We start from the raw sequence: 15,586 nt of genomic DNA on the forward strand, positions 1-15,586 counted from the left end.
TATCCCGTTACTTAGGAAAGTGGGAATTAAGTCGGCGGTATGTTAACAGCCGGAGAAAAGGATGCCAATCATTGTGCGCCGGGAGTTGAGTAATACACCGTCGTTTTTCAGGTGAAAAATGCAGAAAAAGTGGTATCGCCGGGGTATTTATGGTATAAAGCGCGCCGGTATTCCGTGTATTTTTGCCCGGGAGCCGAACTTTTAATAACTCAACTGTGTATAACACACACGGATCGGCACATGCGCCGGGGTGCTCCGAAGCGTTCAGCTGACAGGGAGTCGGTAGCATGGGATCCGTGGAGGCATAACCCCAACTAACTATTTACAGAGGTTTAAAATGGCAACTGTTTCCATGCGCGATATGCTCCAGGCGGGCGTTCACTTCGGTCACCAGACACGTTACTGGAACCCGAAAATGAAACCATTCATCTTTGGTGCCCGTAACAAAGTGCATATCATCAACCTGGAAAAAACTGTTCCTATGTTCAACCACGCGCTGGCTGAACTGAACAAAATCGCTTCACGTAAAGGCAAAATTCTGTTTGTCGGTACTAAGCGTGCTGCTGTGGAAGCAATTCAGGAATCAGCAATCAGCTGTGACCAGTACTTTGTTAACCATCGCTGGTTAGGCGGTATGCTGACTAACTGGAAAACAGTGCGTCAGTCAATCAAACGCCTGAAAGATTTAGAAGCACAGTCTCAGGACGGTACTTTTGAAAAACTGACCAAGAAAGAAGCGCTGATGCGTACGCGTGAACTTGGTAAGTTAGAAAACAGCCTGGGTGGTATCAAAGACATGGGCGGTTTACCTGACGCTCTGTTTGTTATCGATGCAGAGCACGAGCACATTGCAATCAAAGAAGCAAACAACCTGGGTATCCCGGTATTTGCTATCGTTGATACTAACTCTGATCCTGACGGAATTGATTTCATCGTTCCGGGTAACGACGATGCAATTCGTGCAATCAAGCTGTACCTGGGCGCTGTAGCGACAACTATCCGCGAAGGTCGTTCACAGGATCTGGTTGTTCAGGCTGAAGAAACAGTTACTGAATAATAGAGGTTCGCTCTCAGAGCGCTCTTATTAACCAGGTATTGCTGCAAATGGTTAGGGAGCCTTCATGGCTCCCTATACGCATCTGATATACGAACAACTCCCCGCAGAAACAGTTTCTGCGAGCTCATCGAGGAAATAAACACATGTCTGGAATTACCGCTGCATTGGTAAAAGAACTGCGTGAGCGTACAGCCGCAGGTATGATGGAATGTAAAAAAAGCACTGGTTGAAGCAAACGGTGATATCGAATTAGCTATCGATAACATGCGCAAATCCGGCCAGGCAAAAGCAGCGAAAAAAGCAGGTCGCGTTGCTGCTGAAGGTATTATCTTATCTGCGGTCAGCGCAGATGCAAAATTTGGCGCACTGATTGAAGTTAACTGCGAAACAGACTTCGTTGCCAAAGATGCAGGTTTCATTGCGTTTGCTCAGGATATCCTGAACTTCGTTATGGCTGAAAAAACAGCTGATGTTGAACAAATCACGGCAAAATTTGAAGATCAGCGTGTAACACTGGTTACTAAAATCGGTGAAAACATTGGTTTTCGTCGTGTAGCTGTTTTAGAAAGCGACATGGTCGGTACTTATATGCACGGCGCACGTATTGGTGTTCTGGTTGCAGGTACCAACGCTAATGAAGAGCTGCTCAAGCACATCGCAATGCACGTTGCTGCAAGCAAACCAGAATACGTGAAACCGGGTGATGTTCCTGCTGATGTTGTTGCTCACGAGAAACAAATTCAGCTGGATATTGCTATGCAATCCGGTAAACCACAAGAAATCGCAGAGAAAATGGTTCTCGGCCGTATGAATAAATTCACCGGCGAAATCTCTCTGACCGGTCAGCCGTTCGTCATGGAGCCAAGCAAGTCTGTTGGTGAGCTGTTAAAAGAAAACGGCGCTGACGTGACTGCATTTATCCGCTTTGAAGTGGGTGAAGGTATCGAGAAAGCTGAAGCTGACTTCGCTGCTGAAGTTGCGGCAATGAGCGGTAAATAATCATTGCACCAGAGCCGCCGGAAGGCGGTTCTGTTTTATCTGTATCTGTAATAGTACCTCTGTTTATTATCCGGCAATCGTCCGGGTATCTCTGGCAATAAATCATCTGTTTAGGACAGAACACCATGGCTACCAATGCAAAACCTGTATATCAACGTATTCTGCTGAAGCTCAGTGGCGAAGCTTTACAAGGGAATGAAGGTTTCGGGATTGATGCGACTGTACTTGACCGTATGGCACAGGAAATCAAGGAGCTGGTTGAGCTGCAAATTCAGGTCGGTGTCGTTATTGGCGGGGGCAATCTGTTTCGTGGCGCAGGACTTGCCGAGGCCGGTATGAACCGTGTCGTCGGTGACCACATGGGGATGCTGGCAACCGTTATGAACGGGCTGGCAATGCGTGATGCGCTTCATCGTGCTTATGTTAACGTACGACTGATGTCCGCTATCCCGCTGAACGGTGTTTGTGACAATTACAGCTGGGCTGAAGCAATCAGCCTCTTACGTCATGGCCGTGTGGTTATTTTCTCAGCCGGAACAGGCAACCCATTCTTTACTACGGATTCTGCGGCCTGTCTGCGCGGAATCGAAATTGAAGCCGATGTTGTGCTGAAAGCCACAAAAGTGGACGGCGTTTACTCGGCGGATCCGGCGAAAGATCCGGATGCCGTACTGTATGAAAAACTCAACTATCAGGATGTGCTGGAGCGCGAACTGAAGGTGATGGATTTAGCGGCCTTTACGCTGGCGCGCGATCACAACCTGCCAATCCGTGTTTTCAACATGAACAAACCCGGTGCATTACGCCGTGTTGTGATGGGTGAGAAAGAAGGTACCTTGATTGCGCGTGACTAAACGCCGGGACACCGGCGGCATTTGACGGTATCATTTATATAGATTCGCCAAACTAATAACGCGGGCTGCGCGACCAGTGCGGTCTGAAAAACTACCCGTTTCCAAGGACTCATAACGTGATTAATGACATCCAGAAAGACGCGCAGGAACGCATGGACAAATGCGTTGAGTCGCTGAAATCCCAAATCAGCAAAATCCGTACCGGCCGAGCATCTCCGAGCCTGCTTGACGGTATTATTGTTGAATATTACGGCACACCGACACCACTGCGTCAGTTAGCTAACGTCGTTGTTGAAGATTCGCGTACATTAGCGCTGACTGTATTTGATCGTTCACTGTCTCCGGCAGTTGAAAAAGCGATTATGGCATCCGATCTCGGCCTGAACCCGTCTTCTGCCGGTACGGTTATCCGTGTTCCGCTTCCTGCACTGACTGAAGAGCGTCGTAAAGACCTTATCAAAGTGGTCCGTAATGAGGCAGAACAGGGACGCATTGCTGTGCGTAACGTTCGCCGTGACGCAAACGACAAAGTCAAAGCGTTACTGAAAGACAAAGAAATCAGTGAAGATGAAGATCGTCGTTCACAGGATGACATTCAGAAAATGACTGATATGTTTATCAAAAAAATCGATGAGTCACTGGCAGCAAAAGAAAAAGAGCTGATGGATTTCTAATCCGGACGTGATTTTGAACAGAACATATAAAAAAAAATAGTGCCTCATGGCACTATTTTTTTACCTATTAGTCAGAGAAATGACTACTCACTGTCTGTTCACCAAAGTGCTATACTTTCGCGATTCGAAATAACGATATACCCAACGTCATTCAGGATACAGCCAACGAACCTGCAGTTTGAATGAATAAGGGTATAAAGCAACATTGAGTAATTTATCCATGAAAGGTTTGGCAATCCTCGGCTCTACGGGATCTATCGGTAAAAGCACACTCTCCCTTGTTCGTCAGCATCCTGATCTGTTCCGTGTCGTTGTTCTGGCGGCCGGGAAAAACGTTCAGATAATGTTTGAACAGTGTCTGGAATTTAAACCCCGCTACGCGGTGTTATCTGACGAAGTGGCTGCCGGTGAATTACGGATACAGCTGAAACTTCATGGCAGTGCAACAGACGTGCTGAGCGGAAGCCATGCAATTTGCGAGCTGGTTCAGCTGGATGAGATAGACCAGGTCATGGCGGCGATAACCGGCGTGGCGGGCTTATTACCGACATTAGCGGCGATTCGTGCAGACAAGCGCATTCTGTTAGCTAACAAAGAAGCGCTTATTACCAGCGGACGCCTCTTTTTTGCTGCAATGAGTGCCAGCCGTGCTGAGCTGTTTCCAATCGACAGCGAACACAATGCTATTTTTCAGTCTCTGCCGACGAACGTTCAGTTATCACTGGGCCATGCTGATTTACAGGCCGCAGGGATTGATTCCATCATTCTGACGGGCTCCGGCGGACCTTTCCGTGAAACGGCACTTGCTGACTTGGTCAATATGACACCGGATCAGGCCTGTGCGCATCCGAACTGGTCGATGGGGCGCAAAATCTCCGTTGATTCCGCAACTATGATGAATAAAGGTCTTGAATACATTGAGGCACGTTATTTCTTCAATGCATCTCCCGCGCAGATGGAAGTGATTATTCACCCGCAGTCCGTTATCCATTCCATGGTGCGCTACACTGACGGCAGTATTATCGCGCAACTGGGCACCCCTGATATGCGTACACCTATCAGTTACTCGATGAGTTACCCGACACGCATGACTGCCGGTGCCGAACGACTGGATTTTACCCGCATGGGCGGGCTGACATTTGAAACACCGGATTATGAGCGCTACCCTTGCCTGAAGCTGGCTATTGAGGCCTGTGATGACGGACAGGCGGCGACAACCGCGATGAATGCAGCCAATGAAGAAACCGTTCAGGCATTTTTGCAAAACAGAATCCGCTTCACAGATATTGCACAGATAAACCGGATGGTGGTAGAAAATCACCGGTTTACGGAACCTCAGTCGATTGATGATGTCCTTATTATTGATAAAGAAGCGCGTGAGATGACCCGGAAATCAATCAGAAATATCGCGAAGTAATTAATTTATATTAACGGGTTGCGTTTGTGGGTGAATAGCGCAAGTGGTATAGTTCAGCGTTACGATTTCTATAAATTTGAATTTTAATGACCGGTTAATAACCGCATGACGTCATCATTGACTGACAGATACCCGCACCGTGACCTCACACGGTGTTTTTGTGTCAGACGCCCTGCATTAGCCGATATCTCAAAGGATTAACTTGCGTGACAGTATCCAGTGAAAATGCCTCAGATAAGCCGGGACCACAGCATGTCGCCATTATTATGGACGGCAACGGCCGCTGGGCAAAAAAACGCGGAAAACTGCGTGTTTCCGGCCACCGCGCAGGGATCAAATCAGTCCGCAGCTCTGTCAGTTTTGCAATCAAACATCAGATAAAATCGCTGACACTTTATGCTTTCAGCAGTGAAAACTGGAACCGTCCCGAACAGGAAGTCCATTCACTGATGGAATTGTTTGTCTTTGCGCTGGATAATGAAGTAAAAAGTCTGCATAAACACAATGTCAGACTGTCCGTTATTGGTGATGTCAGCCGCTTCAGTCCGCGTTTGCAGGAACGGATCCGCCGCGGGCAGGTTCTGACTGCCGGCAATACCGGATTACAACTTAATATTGCCGCCAATTATGGCGGGCGCTGGGATATTGCCAACAGTATGAAGCAGGTCATCGCAGAAGTTCAGCGCGGTGAACTGGCACTTGAAGATGTCAGCGAGCTGGACATCAACCGTTATATTTCTCTCCATGAACAGCCTGCTATCGATTTAGTTATCCGGACCGGTGGCGAGCATCGTATCAGTAACTTCCTGCTTTGGCAGGTGGCGTACGCGGAGTTTTATTTTACTGAGGTTCTGTGGCCGGATTTTAATGAAACAGCGTTTGGTGATGCTGTGACGGCCTTTACTCAGCGTGAGCGTCGCTTCGGCGGAACCACGCCGGACGAACATTCTGAGCAAACACCGGGAGGATACGTTGCTTAAATACCGCCTTATTACTGCCATTATTTTAATTCCGCTGGTCATTCTGGCGCTGTTTATGTTACCGCCGGCAGCCTTTGGTTTTGTCGTGATTGCCGTGTGTGGTCTGGGTGGCTGGGAGTGGGCGCAATTCGCTGGTTTATTTGGTACGGGACAACGGATTGTGACCGGGCTTGTGTTTGCCGCCGGTCTGACTGCGTGGCAGCTGACGCTGAATATGAATTATCTGACGGCAGATTCTGCCGTAACAGGCAGCCTGTGGGTGGCGCTGGTTTGGTGGGTTTGTGCTGTGCTGTTAGTGGTCACTTTCCCGAAATCAGCAGCATTGTGGAAGAATTCAGTGGTTATCCGTCTGCTCTTCGGCGTCGTGACAATCGTGCCGTTTTACAGCGGAATGATGGTATTGCGCACGCAGGGTTATGCGGGGGGTGATATCTATCAGGGATCCTGGTGGCTGTTGTATGTCATGTTGCTGGTCTGGGCGGCCGATTCCGGTGCGTATGCATTCGGACGCCTGACGGGTAAACACAAAATGGCACCCCGTGTTTCTCCGGGTAAAACCCTGGAAGGTCTTGCGGGCGGATTGATTACCGCCGGGCTGGTGTCCTGGTTATTCAGCCACTATTCGCCGTTACAAAATTTACCGGAGCATCTGATCCCGGTCTCTGTCATTGTGGTTCTGATCTCCGTATTCGGCGACCTGACAGAGAGCATGTTTAAGCGCCAGTCCGGCGTGAAAGACAGCAGTCAGCTTATTCCCGGACACGGCGGTGTGATGGATCGCATAGACAGCCTGACGGCAGCAGTACCGGTATTTGCCGGTCTGATTTTGTTAGTATTCTCCGGCTTTTAATAACAAGCCGGTGCAGACAAAAGGCGCATGATGACTTTTATTTGGAACTTAGCGGCATTCATTGTTGCGCTGGGGATCTTAGTTACCGTACATGAATTCGGGCACTTTTGGGTGGCGCGGCGCTGCGGCATTTTCGTCGAGCGGTTTTCTGTCGGTTTCGGCAAAGCACTCTGGCGGCGGACAGACAAACAGGGTACTGAGTTTGTTCTCGCATTAATTCCGCTGGGTGGTTATGTCAAAATGCTGGATGAACGCGTGGCACCGGTTGCACCGGAGCTGCGGCATATGGCGTTTAATAATAAAACGATCGGGCAACGGGCCGCCGTTGTCAGCGCGGGACCCATTGCTAATTTCCTGTTAGCCATTGTGGCTTACTGGATTGTGTTCATGATTGGTGTTCCGGCAATCCGCCCGGTTGTGGCTGATATCCGGCCCGGTTCGGTTGCAGAACAGGCAAATATTTTACCCGGAATGGAACTAAATTCCGTTGATGGTATCGAAACGCCTGACTGGAATAGTGTGCGTATGGCGATGGTCAGTAAAATCGGTGATGATTTCACTGTTTTGAATGTGACCCCGGAGCCGGGTTCTGCTCCGGCTGAAAAACGCCTGGATCTCACCCGCTGGAAATTTGATCCTGAAAAACAAGACCCTATCCTGGCGCTGGGTATTATGCCGGTATCAGCAAAGGCAGAAAATCTGATTAAAGCACTGACGCCCGGAGCACCGGCTGAAAAAGCAGGTTTACAAGCGGGGGACAGGATAGTTAAAGTGAGCGGTGAGCCGGTTACTACGTGGCAACCGTTTACATTATTTGTGCGTAATAACCCCGGTAAAACGCTCGATTTACTGATTGAGCGTGGTGGTGAGCATATTATTGTGCCGCTGACACCGGATGTAAAAAGTGGCACAGGCAGTAAACAAATTGGTTTTGCCGGTGTCGAATTAAATGTCATTCCGTTGGATCCGCAATATATTACCGAGCACCAGTACGGGCCGGTAGAAGCGATTGCGGAGGCAACCGGGAAGACCTGGCAGTTAATGCAGCTGACGGTGAAAATGACCGGCAAACTGATTACCGGTGATGTGAAACTCAATAATTTGAGCGGCCCGGTATCAATTGCGAAAGGCGCCGGTATTTCCGCCGATTCCGGCTTAGTGTATTATCTGATGTTTCTGGCGCTGATTAGCGTCAATTTAGGGATCATTAACCTGTTCCCGCTGCCCGTTTTAGATGGTGGACACCTGTTATTCCTGCTTATCGAGAAGATAAAAGGCGGGCCGGTGTCCGAGCGTGTACAAGACTTCAGTTATCGTATTGGTGTAATTGCACTGATATTGTTGATGGGGCTTGCACTTTTTAATGATTTCTCCCGCTTCTGAAGAAGCAGGGGACCGGTAAGGAAAACGCATAACAACGATGGCGATGAAAAAGTTGCTCATAGCGTCGCTGCTGCTTGGCAGCTTCACTGCATACGGTTCAGACGGATTCGTGGTTCAGGACATTCAGTTTGAAGGTCTTCAGCGCGTCGCCGTTGGTGCTGCATTACTGAACATGCCTGTTCGTGTCGGAGACACGGCCAGTGACGAAGATATCGGTCGTACCATTCGCGCACTCTTCGCGACAGGTAACTTTGAAGATGTCCGCGTCCTGCGTGATGGTAATGCATTGCTGGTTCAGGTAAAAGAACGTCCGACCATTGCAAATATTACTTTCTCGGGCAATAAATCCGTGAAGGATGACATGCTCAAACAGAATCTGGAAGCCTCCAACATCCGTGTTGGTGAAGCGCTTGACCGGACGATGTTGGCAAACATTGAAAAGGGGCTGGAAGATTTCTATCACAGTGTCGGTAAATACAATGCGACAGTTAAAGCCGTTGTAACACCGCTTCCGCGTAACCGTATTGATGTTAAATTTGTTTTCGCTGAAGGGGTTTCTGCCACTATTCAGCAAATCAATATCGTGGGTAACGACACGTTTACTACCGCAGAACTGGTGAACCGTTTCCAGCTGCGTGATGATGTACCGTGGTGGAACCTGGCGGCTGACCAGAAGTACCAGAAACAAAAACTGGCTGGTGACCTTGAAACGTTACGCAGCTTTTATCTGGATCGCGGTTACGCCAAATTTAATATTGATTCGACTCAGGTCAGTCTGACACCGGATAAAAAAGGCATTTATATCACGGTTAACGTGACCGAAGGCGAGCAGTATCAGATTGCCGGCGTTCAGGTTGCCGGTGAAACAGCCGGACATTCTGCTGAAATCACCGAACTGACCATGATTGAGCCGGGCTCACTCTATAATGGTACGCAAGTCACCAAGATGGAGAATGATGTCAAAAATATGCTTGGCCGTTATGGCTATGCTTATCCGCGCGTCATGACTCAGCCGGAAATTAATGAAGCAGATAAAACCGTTACACTGCATGTCAATGTAGATGCCGGTAACCGTTTCTATGTCCGCCAGATCCGTTTTGCCGGTAATGACGTGAGTAAAGACTCCGTTCTGCGCCGTGAAATGCGTCAGATGGAAGGTGCGTGGTTAGGTAATGACCTGGTGGAAACCGGGAAAGAGCGCCTGAACCGTACCGGTTTCTTTGAAACCGTCGAAGTGGAAACTCAGCGTGTACCGGGCGTGCCGGATCAGGTTGATGTTGTCTATAAAGTCAAAGAGCGAAACACCGGTTCCCTGAACTTTGGTGTGGGCTTCGGGACAGAAAGCGGCGTCAGCTTCCAGGTCGGTGTGACTCAGGATAACTGGTTAGGTACGGGTTATCAGGTTGCAGCTAACGCCAGCAAAAATGACTACTCCACTTACGCGGAACTGTCACTGACAGACCCGTACTTCACGGTGGATGGTGTGAGCCTGGGTGGTCGTATTTTCTATAACGACTTCCGTGCTGATGATGCAGACCTGTCCGGCTATACCAATAAAACCTATGGTGTGGACGGAACACTCGGCTTCCCTGTCAACGAAAACAACTCATTCCGTTTAGGTCTGGGCTACGTGCATAATACCCTGTCCCGTATGGAGCCACAGGTTGCTATGTGGCGCTACCTGGAATCAATGGGTGAGACTCCGGGCTTTGAAGGTCGTGAAGAATTCCGTGCGGATGACTTCACCCTTACCACTGCATGGGTGTACAACAACCTTGACCGCGGGTTCTTCCCGACGTCCGGGGTGAAATCCACCGTCAGTGCGAAAGTGACAGTGCCGGGCTCTGATAACGAATACTACAAGCTGATCGCCGATACCACCGGTTATTATCCGATTGATGATAATAACAGTTGGGTTGTGATGGGACGTGGTCGTTTAGGCTTTGGTGACGGACTCGGCGGCAAAGAACTGCCGTTCTATGAGAACTTCTATGCAGGGGGTTCCGGTACTGTTCGTGGCTTCCGCTCCAATACTATTGGTCCGAAAGCGATTTATCTGGATAGTAGCGGTACACCGAAATCAGACAGTCCGTCGCGTGATGCTATCGGCGGTAACGCAATGGCAGTGGCCAGCCTTGAGCTGATTACGCCAACACCGTTTATCGACGAGAAATACACAAACTCTGTCCGGACATCTCTGTTTGTGGATGCTGGTACAGTGTGGGATACCAACTGGGATAATACGGCAGAAATGCAAAAACTTGGTATTCCGGATTACAGCAAAGCAGGAAATATTCGTGTCTCCTCCGGTGTCGCGCTTCAGTGGATTTCTCCGCTCGGGCCGTTGGTCTTCTCTTATGCAAGACCAATCAAAGACTACGAGGGTGACCGTACCGAACAGTTCCAGTTTAATATCGGTAAGACCTGGTAATTACGATACCCGATGTCATTCGGAATGCAGGCAACGAACCTGCAGTCTGAATGAATAAGGGTATAGGCGTAATTGTCATGCGTAATAGCCAGTCCGCTCAGTGTGCAAAGAGAATCTTTACCATTGGGTTTAATATCCAACCAATGAATGGGTTTAAGGGGTTTTATTGTGAAAAAGTTATTAACTGCTGCCAGCGTGGGAATGGTGTTAGCGATGTCTGCCGGTGCTGCTCAGGCTGCTGATAAAATCGCGGTTGTGAATATCGGTGAAGTTGTTCAGAAGATGCCGGGCCGTGAAGCGGCAGCTAAACAGCTGGAAAGTGAATTCAAAAGCCGTGGTACTGATCTGCAGAGCTTAGAAAAAGATCTGCAAACCCGTGCTCAGAAACTGCAGAAAGACGGCGCCACTATGAAAGACAGTGAGCGTCAGAAACTGGCTGGTGAGTTCGACACCAAACGTGCTGATTTCGCTAAAAAAGCCCAGACATTTGACCAGGATTTCCAGAAGCGTCAGATGGAAGAGCGCGGCAAAGTCATGAAACGTGTTGAAGATGCAGTGAAATCTGTTGCAGCCAAAGGCGGATATGACGTTGTTATCGATGCAAATGCAGTAGCGTATTCTGTATCCGGTATTGATATCACTGCTGATGTTCTGAAACAGGTTAAATAATTAATGTCTTCCATTCGATTAGCTGACCTCGCTCAGCAGTTGAATGCAACGTTACACGGTGATGGCGATATTGCCATCACCGGTATCGCACCCATGCATTCAGCAAACAGCGGGCAAATTACTTTCCTGTCTGATGCCCGTTACCGTGAAAAACTGACCGGTTGTCAGGCTGGCGCGGTAGTATTGCGTGAAGGTGATTTACCGTTTTGTCAGGTCGCTGCACTGGTTGTCAAAGACCCGTACCTGGCGTATGCATACATGGCTCAGATCATGGACACCACGCCGGCTCCGGCGGTGAATATCCATCCTTCTGCGGTGATTGACCCGTCAGCATCCCTCGGGAGCAATGTCTGCGTTGGTGCAAATGCAGTGATTGAATCCGGCGTTGTGCTGGGTGATGATGTCATTATCGGTGCCGGTTCGTTTGTCGGCAAAAATACACAAATTGGTGCCAAAACCCGTATCTGGGCGAATGTCACTGTTTACCATGAGATTGTGATCGGCGAAGCCTGTCTTGTTCATTCGAATACCGTTATTGGTGCGGACGGATTTGGCTATGCAAATGATCGCGGTCAGTGGGTTAAAATTCCTCAGCTTGGTTCCGTTATTATCGGCGACCGGGTTGAAATCGGCTCCTGTACCACGATTGACCGGGGTGCATTAGAAAATACAGTGATCGGTAATGGTGTTATCATTGATAACCAGTGCCAGATTGCGCATAACGTTATAATCGGTGATAACACGGCAGTTGCCGGTGGTGTGATTATGGCGGGGAGTCTGAAAATCGGTCGTAACTGTATGATTGGCGGGGCAAGCGTCATTAATGGTCATATGGAAATTTGCGATCGCGTCGTTGTGACAGGCATGGGAATGGTCATGCGTCCTATCACTGAGCCGGGTGTGTACTCCTCCGGTATTCCGTTACAGCCAAATAAAACCTGGCGTAAAACTGCTGCGTTGGTAATGAATATCAACGAAATCAACAAGCGCCTCAAGGCGGTTGAACGGCAGATGGATAACGACGAAAAGTAACCGCGTATTCAGCGATTTTTGCGGCCTGCTGACCATATTACGGGTATATAGCCAACGTCATTCAGGATGCAGGAAGGCGGCAAGCTCAGACCGCCGGGGAGCATAGGTAAACTATGTGACCCGGCGGGCTGAGTGCTGCCAACGAACCTGCGGTTTGAATGAATAAGGGTATAGCAGGCCGTGTTATTCATAATAAATATGACAAAGAGACAGGAAGAGTATTCTGATGAGTGATAACCATACTCTCAATATTGATGAAATTTTAGAGCTCCTTCCGCACCGTTACCCATTTTTATTAGTGGATCGCGTGCTGAATTTTGAAGAAGGTCGTTTTTTACGTGCGGTTAAAAACGTATCGTTTAATGAGCCGTTCTTCCAGGGGCATTTCCCGGGTAAACCGATTTTTCCGGGCGTCCTGATTCTGGAAGCTATGGCTCAGGCCACAGGTATTCTGGCATTTAAAAGCTCGGTAAATTAGAACCCGGCGAGCTTTATTATTTTGCAGCGATTGATGATTGCCGCTTCAAGCGCCCGGTACTGCCGGGAGATCAAATGATCCTTGAAGTGACTTTCCTGAAAGAACGACGCGGAGTCGCCCGTTTTACGGGTGTCGCGAAAGTTGACGGAGAAGTTGCCTGCGAAGCCACGATGATGTGCGCACGCCGCCGTGAGGGCTGATAAATGATTGATAAAACCGCCGCGATCCATCCTTCTTCAATCATTGAAGATGGTGCTGTTATTGGTGCTAACGTTCGCATCGGTCCTTTTTGCTGTATCGGGGCAGATGTTGAAATCGGCGAAGGGACTGATATCAAATCCCACGTTGTTATCAATGGCCACACTAAAATTGGCCGCGATAACCAGATCTTCCAGTTTGCCTCCATTGGTGAAGTAAACCAGGATCTGAAATACAACGGTGAGCCGACCCGTGTTGAGATTGGTGATCGTAACCGCATCCGTGAAAGTGTCACTATTCACCGGGGTACGGCGCAGGATACGGGTGTTACCCGCATCGGTAACGATAACCTGCTGATGATCAATGCGCACGTTGCTCACGACTGTGTTGTCGGCAACCACTGCATCATTGCCAACAACGGTACGCTGGCAGGACACGTTACGCTGGATGACTATGTCATTCTCGGCGGTTTATCAGCGGTTCATCAGTTCTGCCGTATTGGTGCCCATGCGATGATCGGCGGTTGTTCAGGTGTGGCGCAGGATGTCCCGCCGTTCCTGATTGCACAGGGAAATCATGTTACTGCGTATGGCCTGAATGCTATAGGTCTGAAACGTCGTGGTTTTACCAAAGAAGATATCAGTGCGTTACAGAATGCCTATAAAGTACTGTACCGCAACAATCTGACGCTGGCAGAAGCCAAAGAGCAGTTGGCTGAACTGGCGAAAGAAAACGTTCACGTTAAAACCTTCGCTGATTTCCTGGATTCCGCAGAACGCGGCATCATCCGTCCGTAATTTCGGGGGCTGCCATGTCGGTATCACCTCGTCCGCTCACGATAGGTATAGTTGCCGGAGAAACCTCCGGTGACATTCTTGGCGCAGGTTTAATGCGCGCACTCAGAGAAAAATGTCCGGATGTCCGTTTTGTCGGCGTTGCCGGCCCGCTGATGCAGGCCGAAGGCTGCGAAACCTGGTATGAAATGGAAGAGCTGGCAGTCATGGGGATTGTGGAAGTACTGGGGCGTCTGCCACGGCTGCTTTCTGTCCGCCGTGACCTTACCCGGCGTTTCCGCGCACTGAAGCCGGATGTGTTTGTCGGCATTGATGCGCCTGATTTCAATATCACGCTGGAAGGCCGTTTAAAATCATCAGACATTAAAACAATCCATTATGTCAGTCCGTCCGTCTGGGCGTGGCGGCAGAAACGGGTCTTTAAAATCGGCAAATCAACCAACCTGGTGCTGGCGTTTTTGCCGTTTGAAAAAGCGTTTTATGATAAATACAACGTGCCGTGCCGCTTTATCGGTCACACCATGGCGGACTCTCTGCCACTGCAACCCGATAAAACGGCTGCCCGTGATGCGCTGGGACTCTCTCTCACCGCGCCTTGTCTGGCGATGTTGCCGGGAAGCCGTCACGCTGAAGTCTCTATGCTCAGCAGTGATTTCCTGAAAACAGCACAGCAGTTGCGTGAAACACTGCCGGATTTACAGATTGTGGTTCCGTTGGTAAATGCAAAGCGCCGCGCAGAATTTGAAGCGATAAAACAGGAGGTTGCACCTGATCTTACTGTTCATCTGCTGGATGGTCGTGCCCGCGATGCCATGATCGCATCGGATGCCGCTTTGCTTGCATCCGGAACGGCTGCGCTGGAATGCATGCTGGCAAAATGCCCGATGGTCGTGGGCTACCGTATGAAACCCTTTACTTTCTGGCTGGCGAAGCGTCTGGTGAAAACGCCCTATGTATCACTGCCGAACCTGTTAGCCGGGCGGGAAATTGTGCCGGAGCTGTTACAGGACGAGTGCCGCAGTGATCTGCTGGCTGCAGCCCTGCTGCCCTTGTTACAGGGCGGTGACGCGGTAGACGGACTCAGAGAGACATTCCTGGAATTACATCAGAAAATCCGTCTGGATGCAGACAATCAGGCTGCACAGGCCGTATTAGATATAGCGAGTCAATAATGGATTTTATTTATCCGAAAGCCACATTCATTGCCGGTGTGGATGAAGTCGGACGCGGGCCGTTAGTCGGCGCCGTGGTTACCGCTGCCGTGATCCTCGATCCGGCAAATCCGATTGACGGATTAATGGATTCTAAAAAGCTCAGTGAAAAAAAACGTGAGCGTTTGTTTATTGAGATTCAGGAAAAAGCACTGTACTGGAGCCTGGGTCGCGCAGAAGCGGCAGAAATTGATCAGATCAATATTTTGCAGGCGACATTTGTTGCCATGCAGCGCGCAGTTGCCGGGTTGGCTATCCACCCGGGATTTGTGCTGGTCGATGGCAATAAAGCTCCGGACTTTGGTGTCCCGGCACTGGCAGTGATTAAAGGTGACGGATTAGTTCCGGAAATCAGTGCTGCATCAATACTGGCAAAAGTGACGCGTGACCGCGAAATGGCAGAGCTGGACAAACTGTATCCGCAGTATGGTTTTGCAAAACACAAGGGATACCCGACCGCACTGCACTTTGCCATGCTGGAAAAATATGGCGCGACAGAGCATCACCGCACCAGTTTTGCGCCGGTTCGCCGTGTGCTGACCGGGGTAAGTAAGTGAGG

Annotated in this window: 13 protein-coding genes and 2 pseudogenes; all 15 read left to right on the forward strand. The window is 49.5% G+C overall.

Annotation, left to right across the window (positions count from 1 at the left end; genetic code table 11):
- The first annotated feature begins 337 nt into the window (after nucleotides 1-337).
- A complete protein-coding gene (gene rpsB, locus AYY16_RS09670) occupies nucleotides 338-1,057 on the forward strand; it encodes a 30S ribosomal protein S2 (RefSeq protein WP_067365618.1) in 720 nt (239 codons plus the stop codon).
- Between the two features lie 143 nt (nucleotides 1,058-1,200).
- Nucleotides 1,201-2,056, forward strand: a pseudogene (gene tsf, locus AYY16_RS09675) (translation elongation factor Ts).
- Between the two features lie 125 nt (nucleotides 2,057-2,181).
- Nucleotides 2,182-2,910 (forward strand): UMP kinase, encoded by a 729-nt coding sequence (gene pyrH, locus AYY16_RS09680; protein ID WP_067365621.1) that lies wholly within the window; start codon nucleotides 2,182-2,184, stop codon nucleotides 2,908-2,910.
- A 116-nt stretch (nucleotides 2,911-3,026) separates the two neighbouring features.
- Nucleotides 3,027-3,584: a ribosome recycling factor gene (frr, locus tag AYY16_RS09685; protein ID WP_067365624.1), complete on the forward strand. Its 558-nt coding sequence runs from the start codon at nucleotides 3,027-3,029 to the stop codon at nucleotides 3,582-3,584.
- 220 nt (nucleotides 3,585-3,804) lie between these two features.
- On the forward strand, nucleotides 3,805-5,001 hold the full coding sequence (gene ispC, locus AYY16_RS09690; RefSeq protein WP_067365627.1) for a 1-deoxy-D-xylulose-5-phosphate reductoisomerase: 1,197 nt from the start codon (nucleotides 3,805-3,807) through the stop codon (nucleotides 4,999-5,001).
- Between the two features lie 266 nt (nucleotides 5,002-5,267).
- On the forward strand, nucleotides 5,268-5,981 hold the full coding sequence (gene uppS, locus AYY16_RS09695) for a polyprenyl diphosphate synthase (protein WP_067365681.1): 714 nt from the start codon (nucleotides 5,268-5,270) through the stop codon (nucleotides 5,979-5,981).
- Nucleotides 5,974-6,831, forward strand: a complete 858-nt coding sequence (gene cdsA, locus AYY16_RS09700) for a phosphatidate cytidylyltransferase (RefSeq protein WP_067365630.1) — start codon at nucleotides 5,974-5,976, stop codon at nucleotides 6,829-6,831. The genes uppS and cdsA overlap by 8 nt, the downstream gene beginning before the upstream one ends.
- Before the next feature lie 27 nt (nucleotides 6,832-6,858).
- Nucleotides 6,859-8,214 (forward strand): sigma E protease regulator RseP, encoded by a 1,356-nt coding sequence (rseP, locus tag AYY16_RS09705; protein WP_150385059.1) that lies wholly within the window; start codon nucleotides 6,859-6,861, stop codon nucleotides 8,212-8,214.
- A 37-nt stretch (nucleotides 8,215-8,251) separates the two neighbouring features.
- Nucleotides 8,252-10,645: an outer membrane protein assembly factor BamA gene (gene bamA, locus AYY16_RS09710; protein WP_067365632.1), complete on the forward strand. Its 2,394-nt coding sequence runs from the start codon at nucleotides 8,252-8,254 to the stop codon at nucleotides 10,643-10,645.
- 168 nt (nucleotides 10,646-10,813) lie between these two features.
- Entirely contained in the window at nucleotides 10,814-11,314 is a 501-nt protein-coding gene (locus AYY16_RS09715) for an OmpH family outer membrane protein (RefSeq protein ID WP_067365634.1), read from the forward strand.
- 3 nt (nucleotides 11,315-11,317) lie between these two features.
- A complete protein-coding gene (gene lpxD, locus AYY16_RS09720) occupies nucleotides 11,318-12,346 on the forward strand; it encodes a UDP-3-O-(3-hydroxymyristoyl)glucosamine N-acyltransferase (RefSeq protein WP_067365637.1) in 1,029 nt (342 codons plus the stop codon).
- A gap of 226 nt (nucleotides 12,347-12,572) precedes the next feature.
- Nucleotides 12,573-13,024, forward strand: a pseudogene (gene fabZ / locus AYY16_RS09725) (3-hydroxyacyl-ACP dehydratase FabZ).
- Nucleotides 13,025-13,027: 3 nt separating this feature from the next.
- Nucleotides 13,028-13,819, forward strand: coding sequence for an acyl-ACP--UDP-N-acetylglucosamine O-acyltransferase (lpxA, locus tag AYY16_RS09730; protein WP_067365641.1), 792 nt, complete (start codon nucleotides 13,028-13,030; stop codon nucleotides 13,817-13,819).
- A 14-nt stretch (nucleotides 13,820-13,833) separates the two neighbouring features.
- Nucleotides 13,834-14,988: a lipid-A-disaccharide synthase gene (gene lpxB / locus AYY16_RS09735; protein WP_067365644.1), complete on the forward strand. Its 1,155-nt coding sequence runs from the start codon at nucleotides 13,834-13,836 to the stop codon at nucleotides 14,986-14,988.
- On the forward strand, nucleotides 14,988-15,584 hold the full coding sequence (gene rnhB / locus AYY16_RS09740; RefSeq protein ID WP_067365647.1) for a ribonuclease HII: 597 nt from the start codon (nucleotides 14,988-14,990) through the stop codon (nucleotides 15,582-15,584). The genes lpxB and rnhB overlap by 1 nt, the downstream gene beginning before the upstream one ends.
- Nucleotides 15,585-15,586: the final 2 nt, after the last annotated feature.

This window comes from Morganella psychrotolerans, from assembly GCF_001676155.1.
Classification (GTDB): Bacteria; Pseudomonadota; Gammaproteobacteria; order Enterobacterales; family Enterobacteriaceae; genus Morganella; species Morganella psychrotolerans.

Excerpts from the sequence above, each read along its gene's own strand:
- rpsB (WP_067365618.1), top strand. The coding sequence starts at position 338 with ATGGCAACTGTTTCCATGCGCGATATGCTCCAGGCGGGCGTTCACTTC.
- pyrH (WP_067365621.1), top strand. The coding sequence starts at position 2,182 with ATGGCTACCAATGCAAAACCTGTATATCAACGTATTCTGCTGAAGCTC.
- ispC (WP_067365627.1), top strand. The coding sequence starts at position 3,805 with ATGAAAGGTTTGGCAATCCTCGGCTCTACGGGATCTATCGGTAAAAGC.
- uppS (WP_067365681.1), top strand. The coding sequence starts at position 5,268 with ATGGACGGCAACGGCCGCTGGGCAAAAAAACGCGGAAAACTGCGTGTT.
- rseP (WP_150385059.1), top strand. The coding sequence starts at position 6,859 with ATGATGACTTTTATTTGGAACTTAGCGGCATTCATTGTTGCGCTGGGG.
- bamA (WP_067365632.1), top strand. The coding sequence starts at position 8,252 with ATGGCGATGAAAAAGTTGCTCATAGCGTCGCTGCTGCTTGGCAGCTTC.
- lpxD (WP_067365637.1), top strand. The coding sequence starts at position 11,318 with ATGTCTTCCATTCGATTAGCTGACCTCGCTCAGCAGTTGAATGCAACG.
- lpxA (WP_067365641.1), top strand. The coding sequence starts at position 13,028 with ATGATTGATAAAACCGCCGCGATCCATCCTTCTTCAATCATTGAAGAT.
- lpxB (WP_067365644.1), top strand. The coding sequence starts at position 13,834 with ATGTCGGTATCACCTCGTCCGCTCACGATAGGTATAGTTGCCGGAGAA.
- rnhB (WP_067365647.1), top strand. The coding sequence starts at position 14,988 with ATGGATTTTATTTATCCGAAAGCCACATTCATTGCCGGTGTGGATGAA.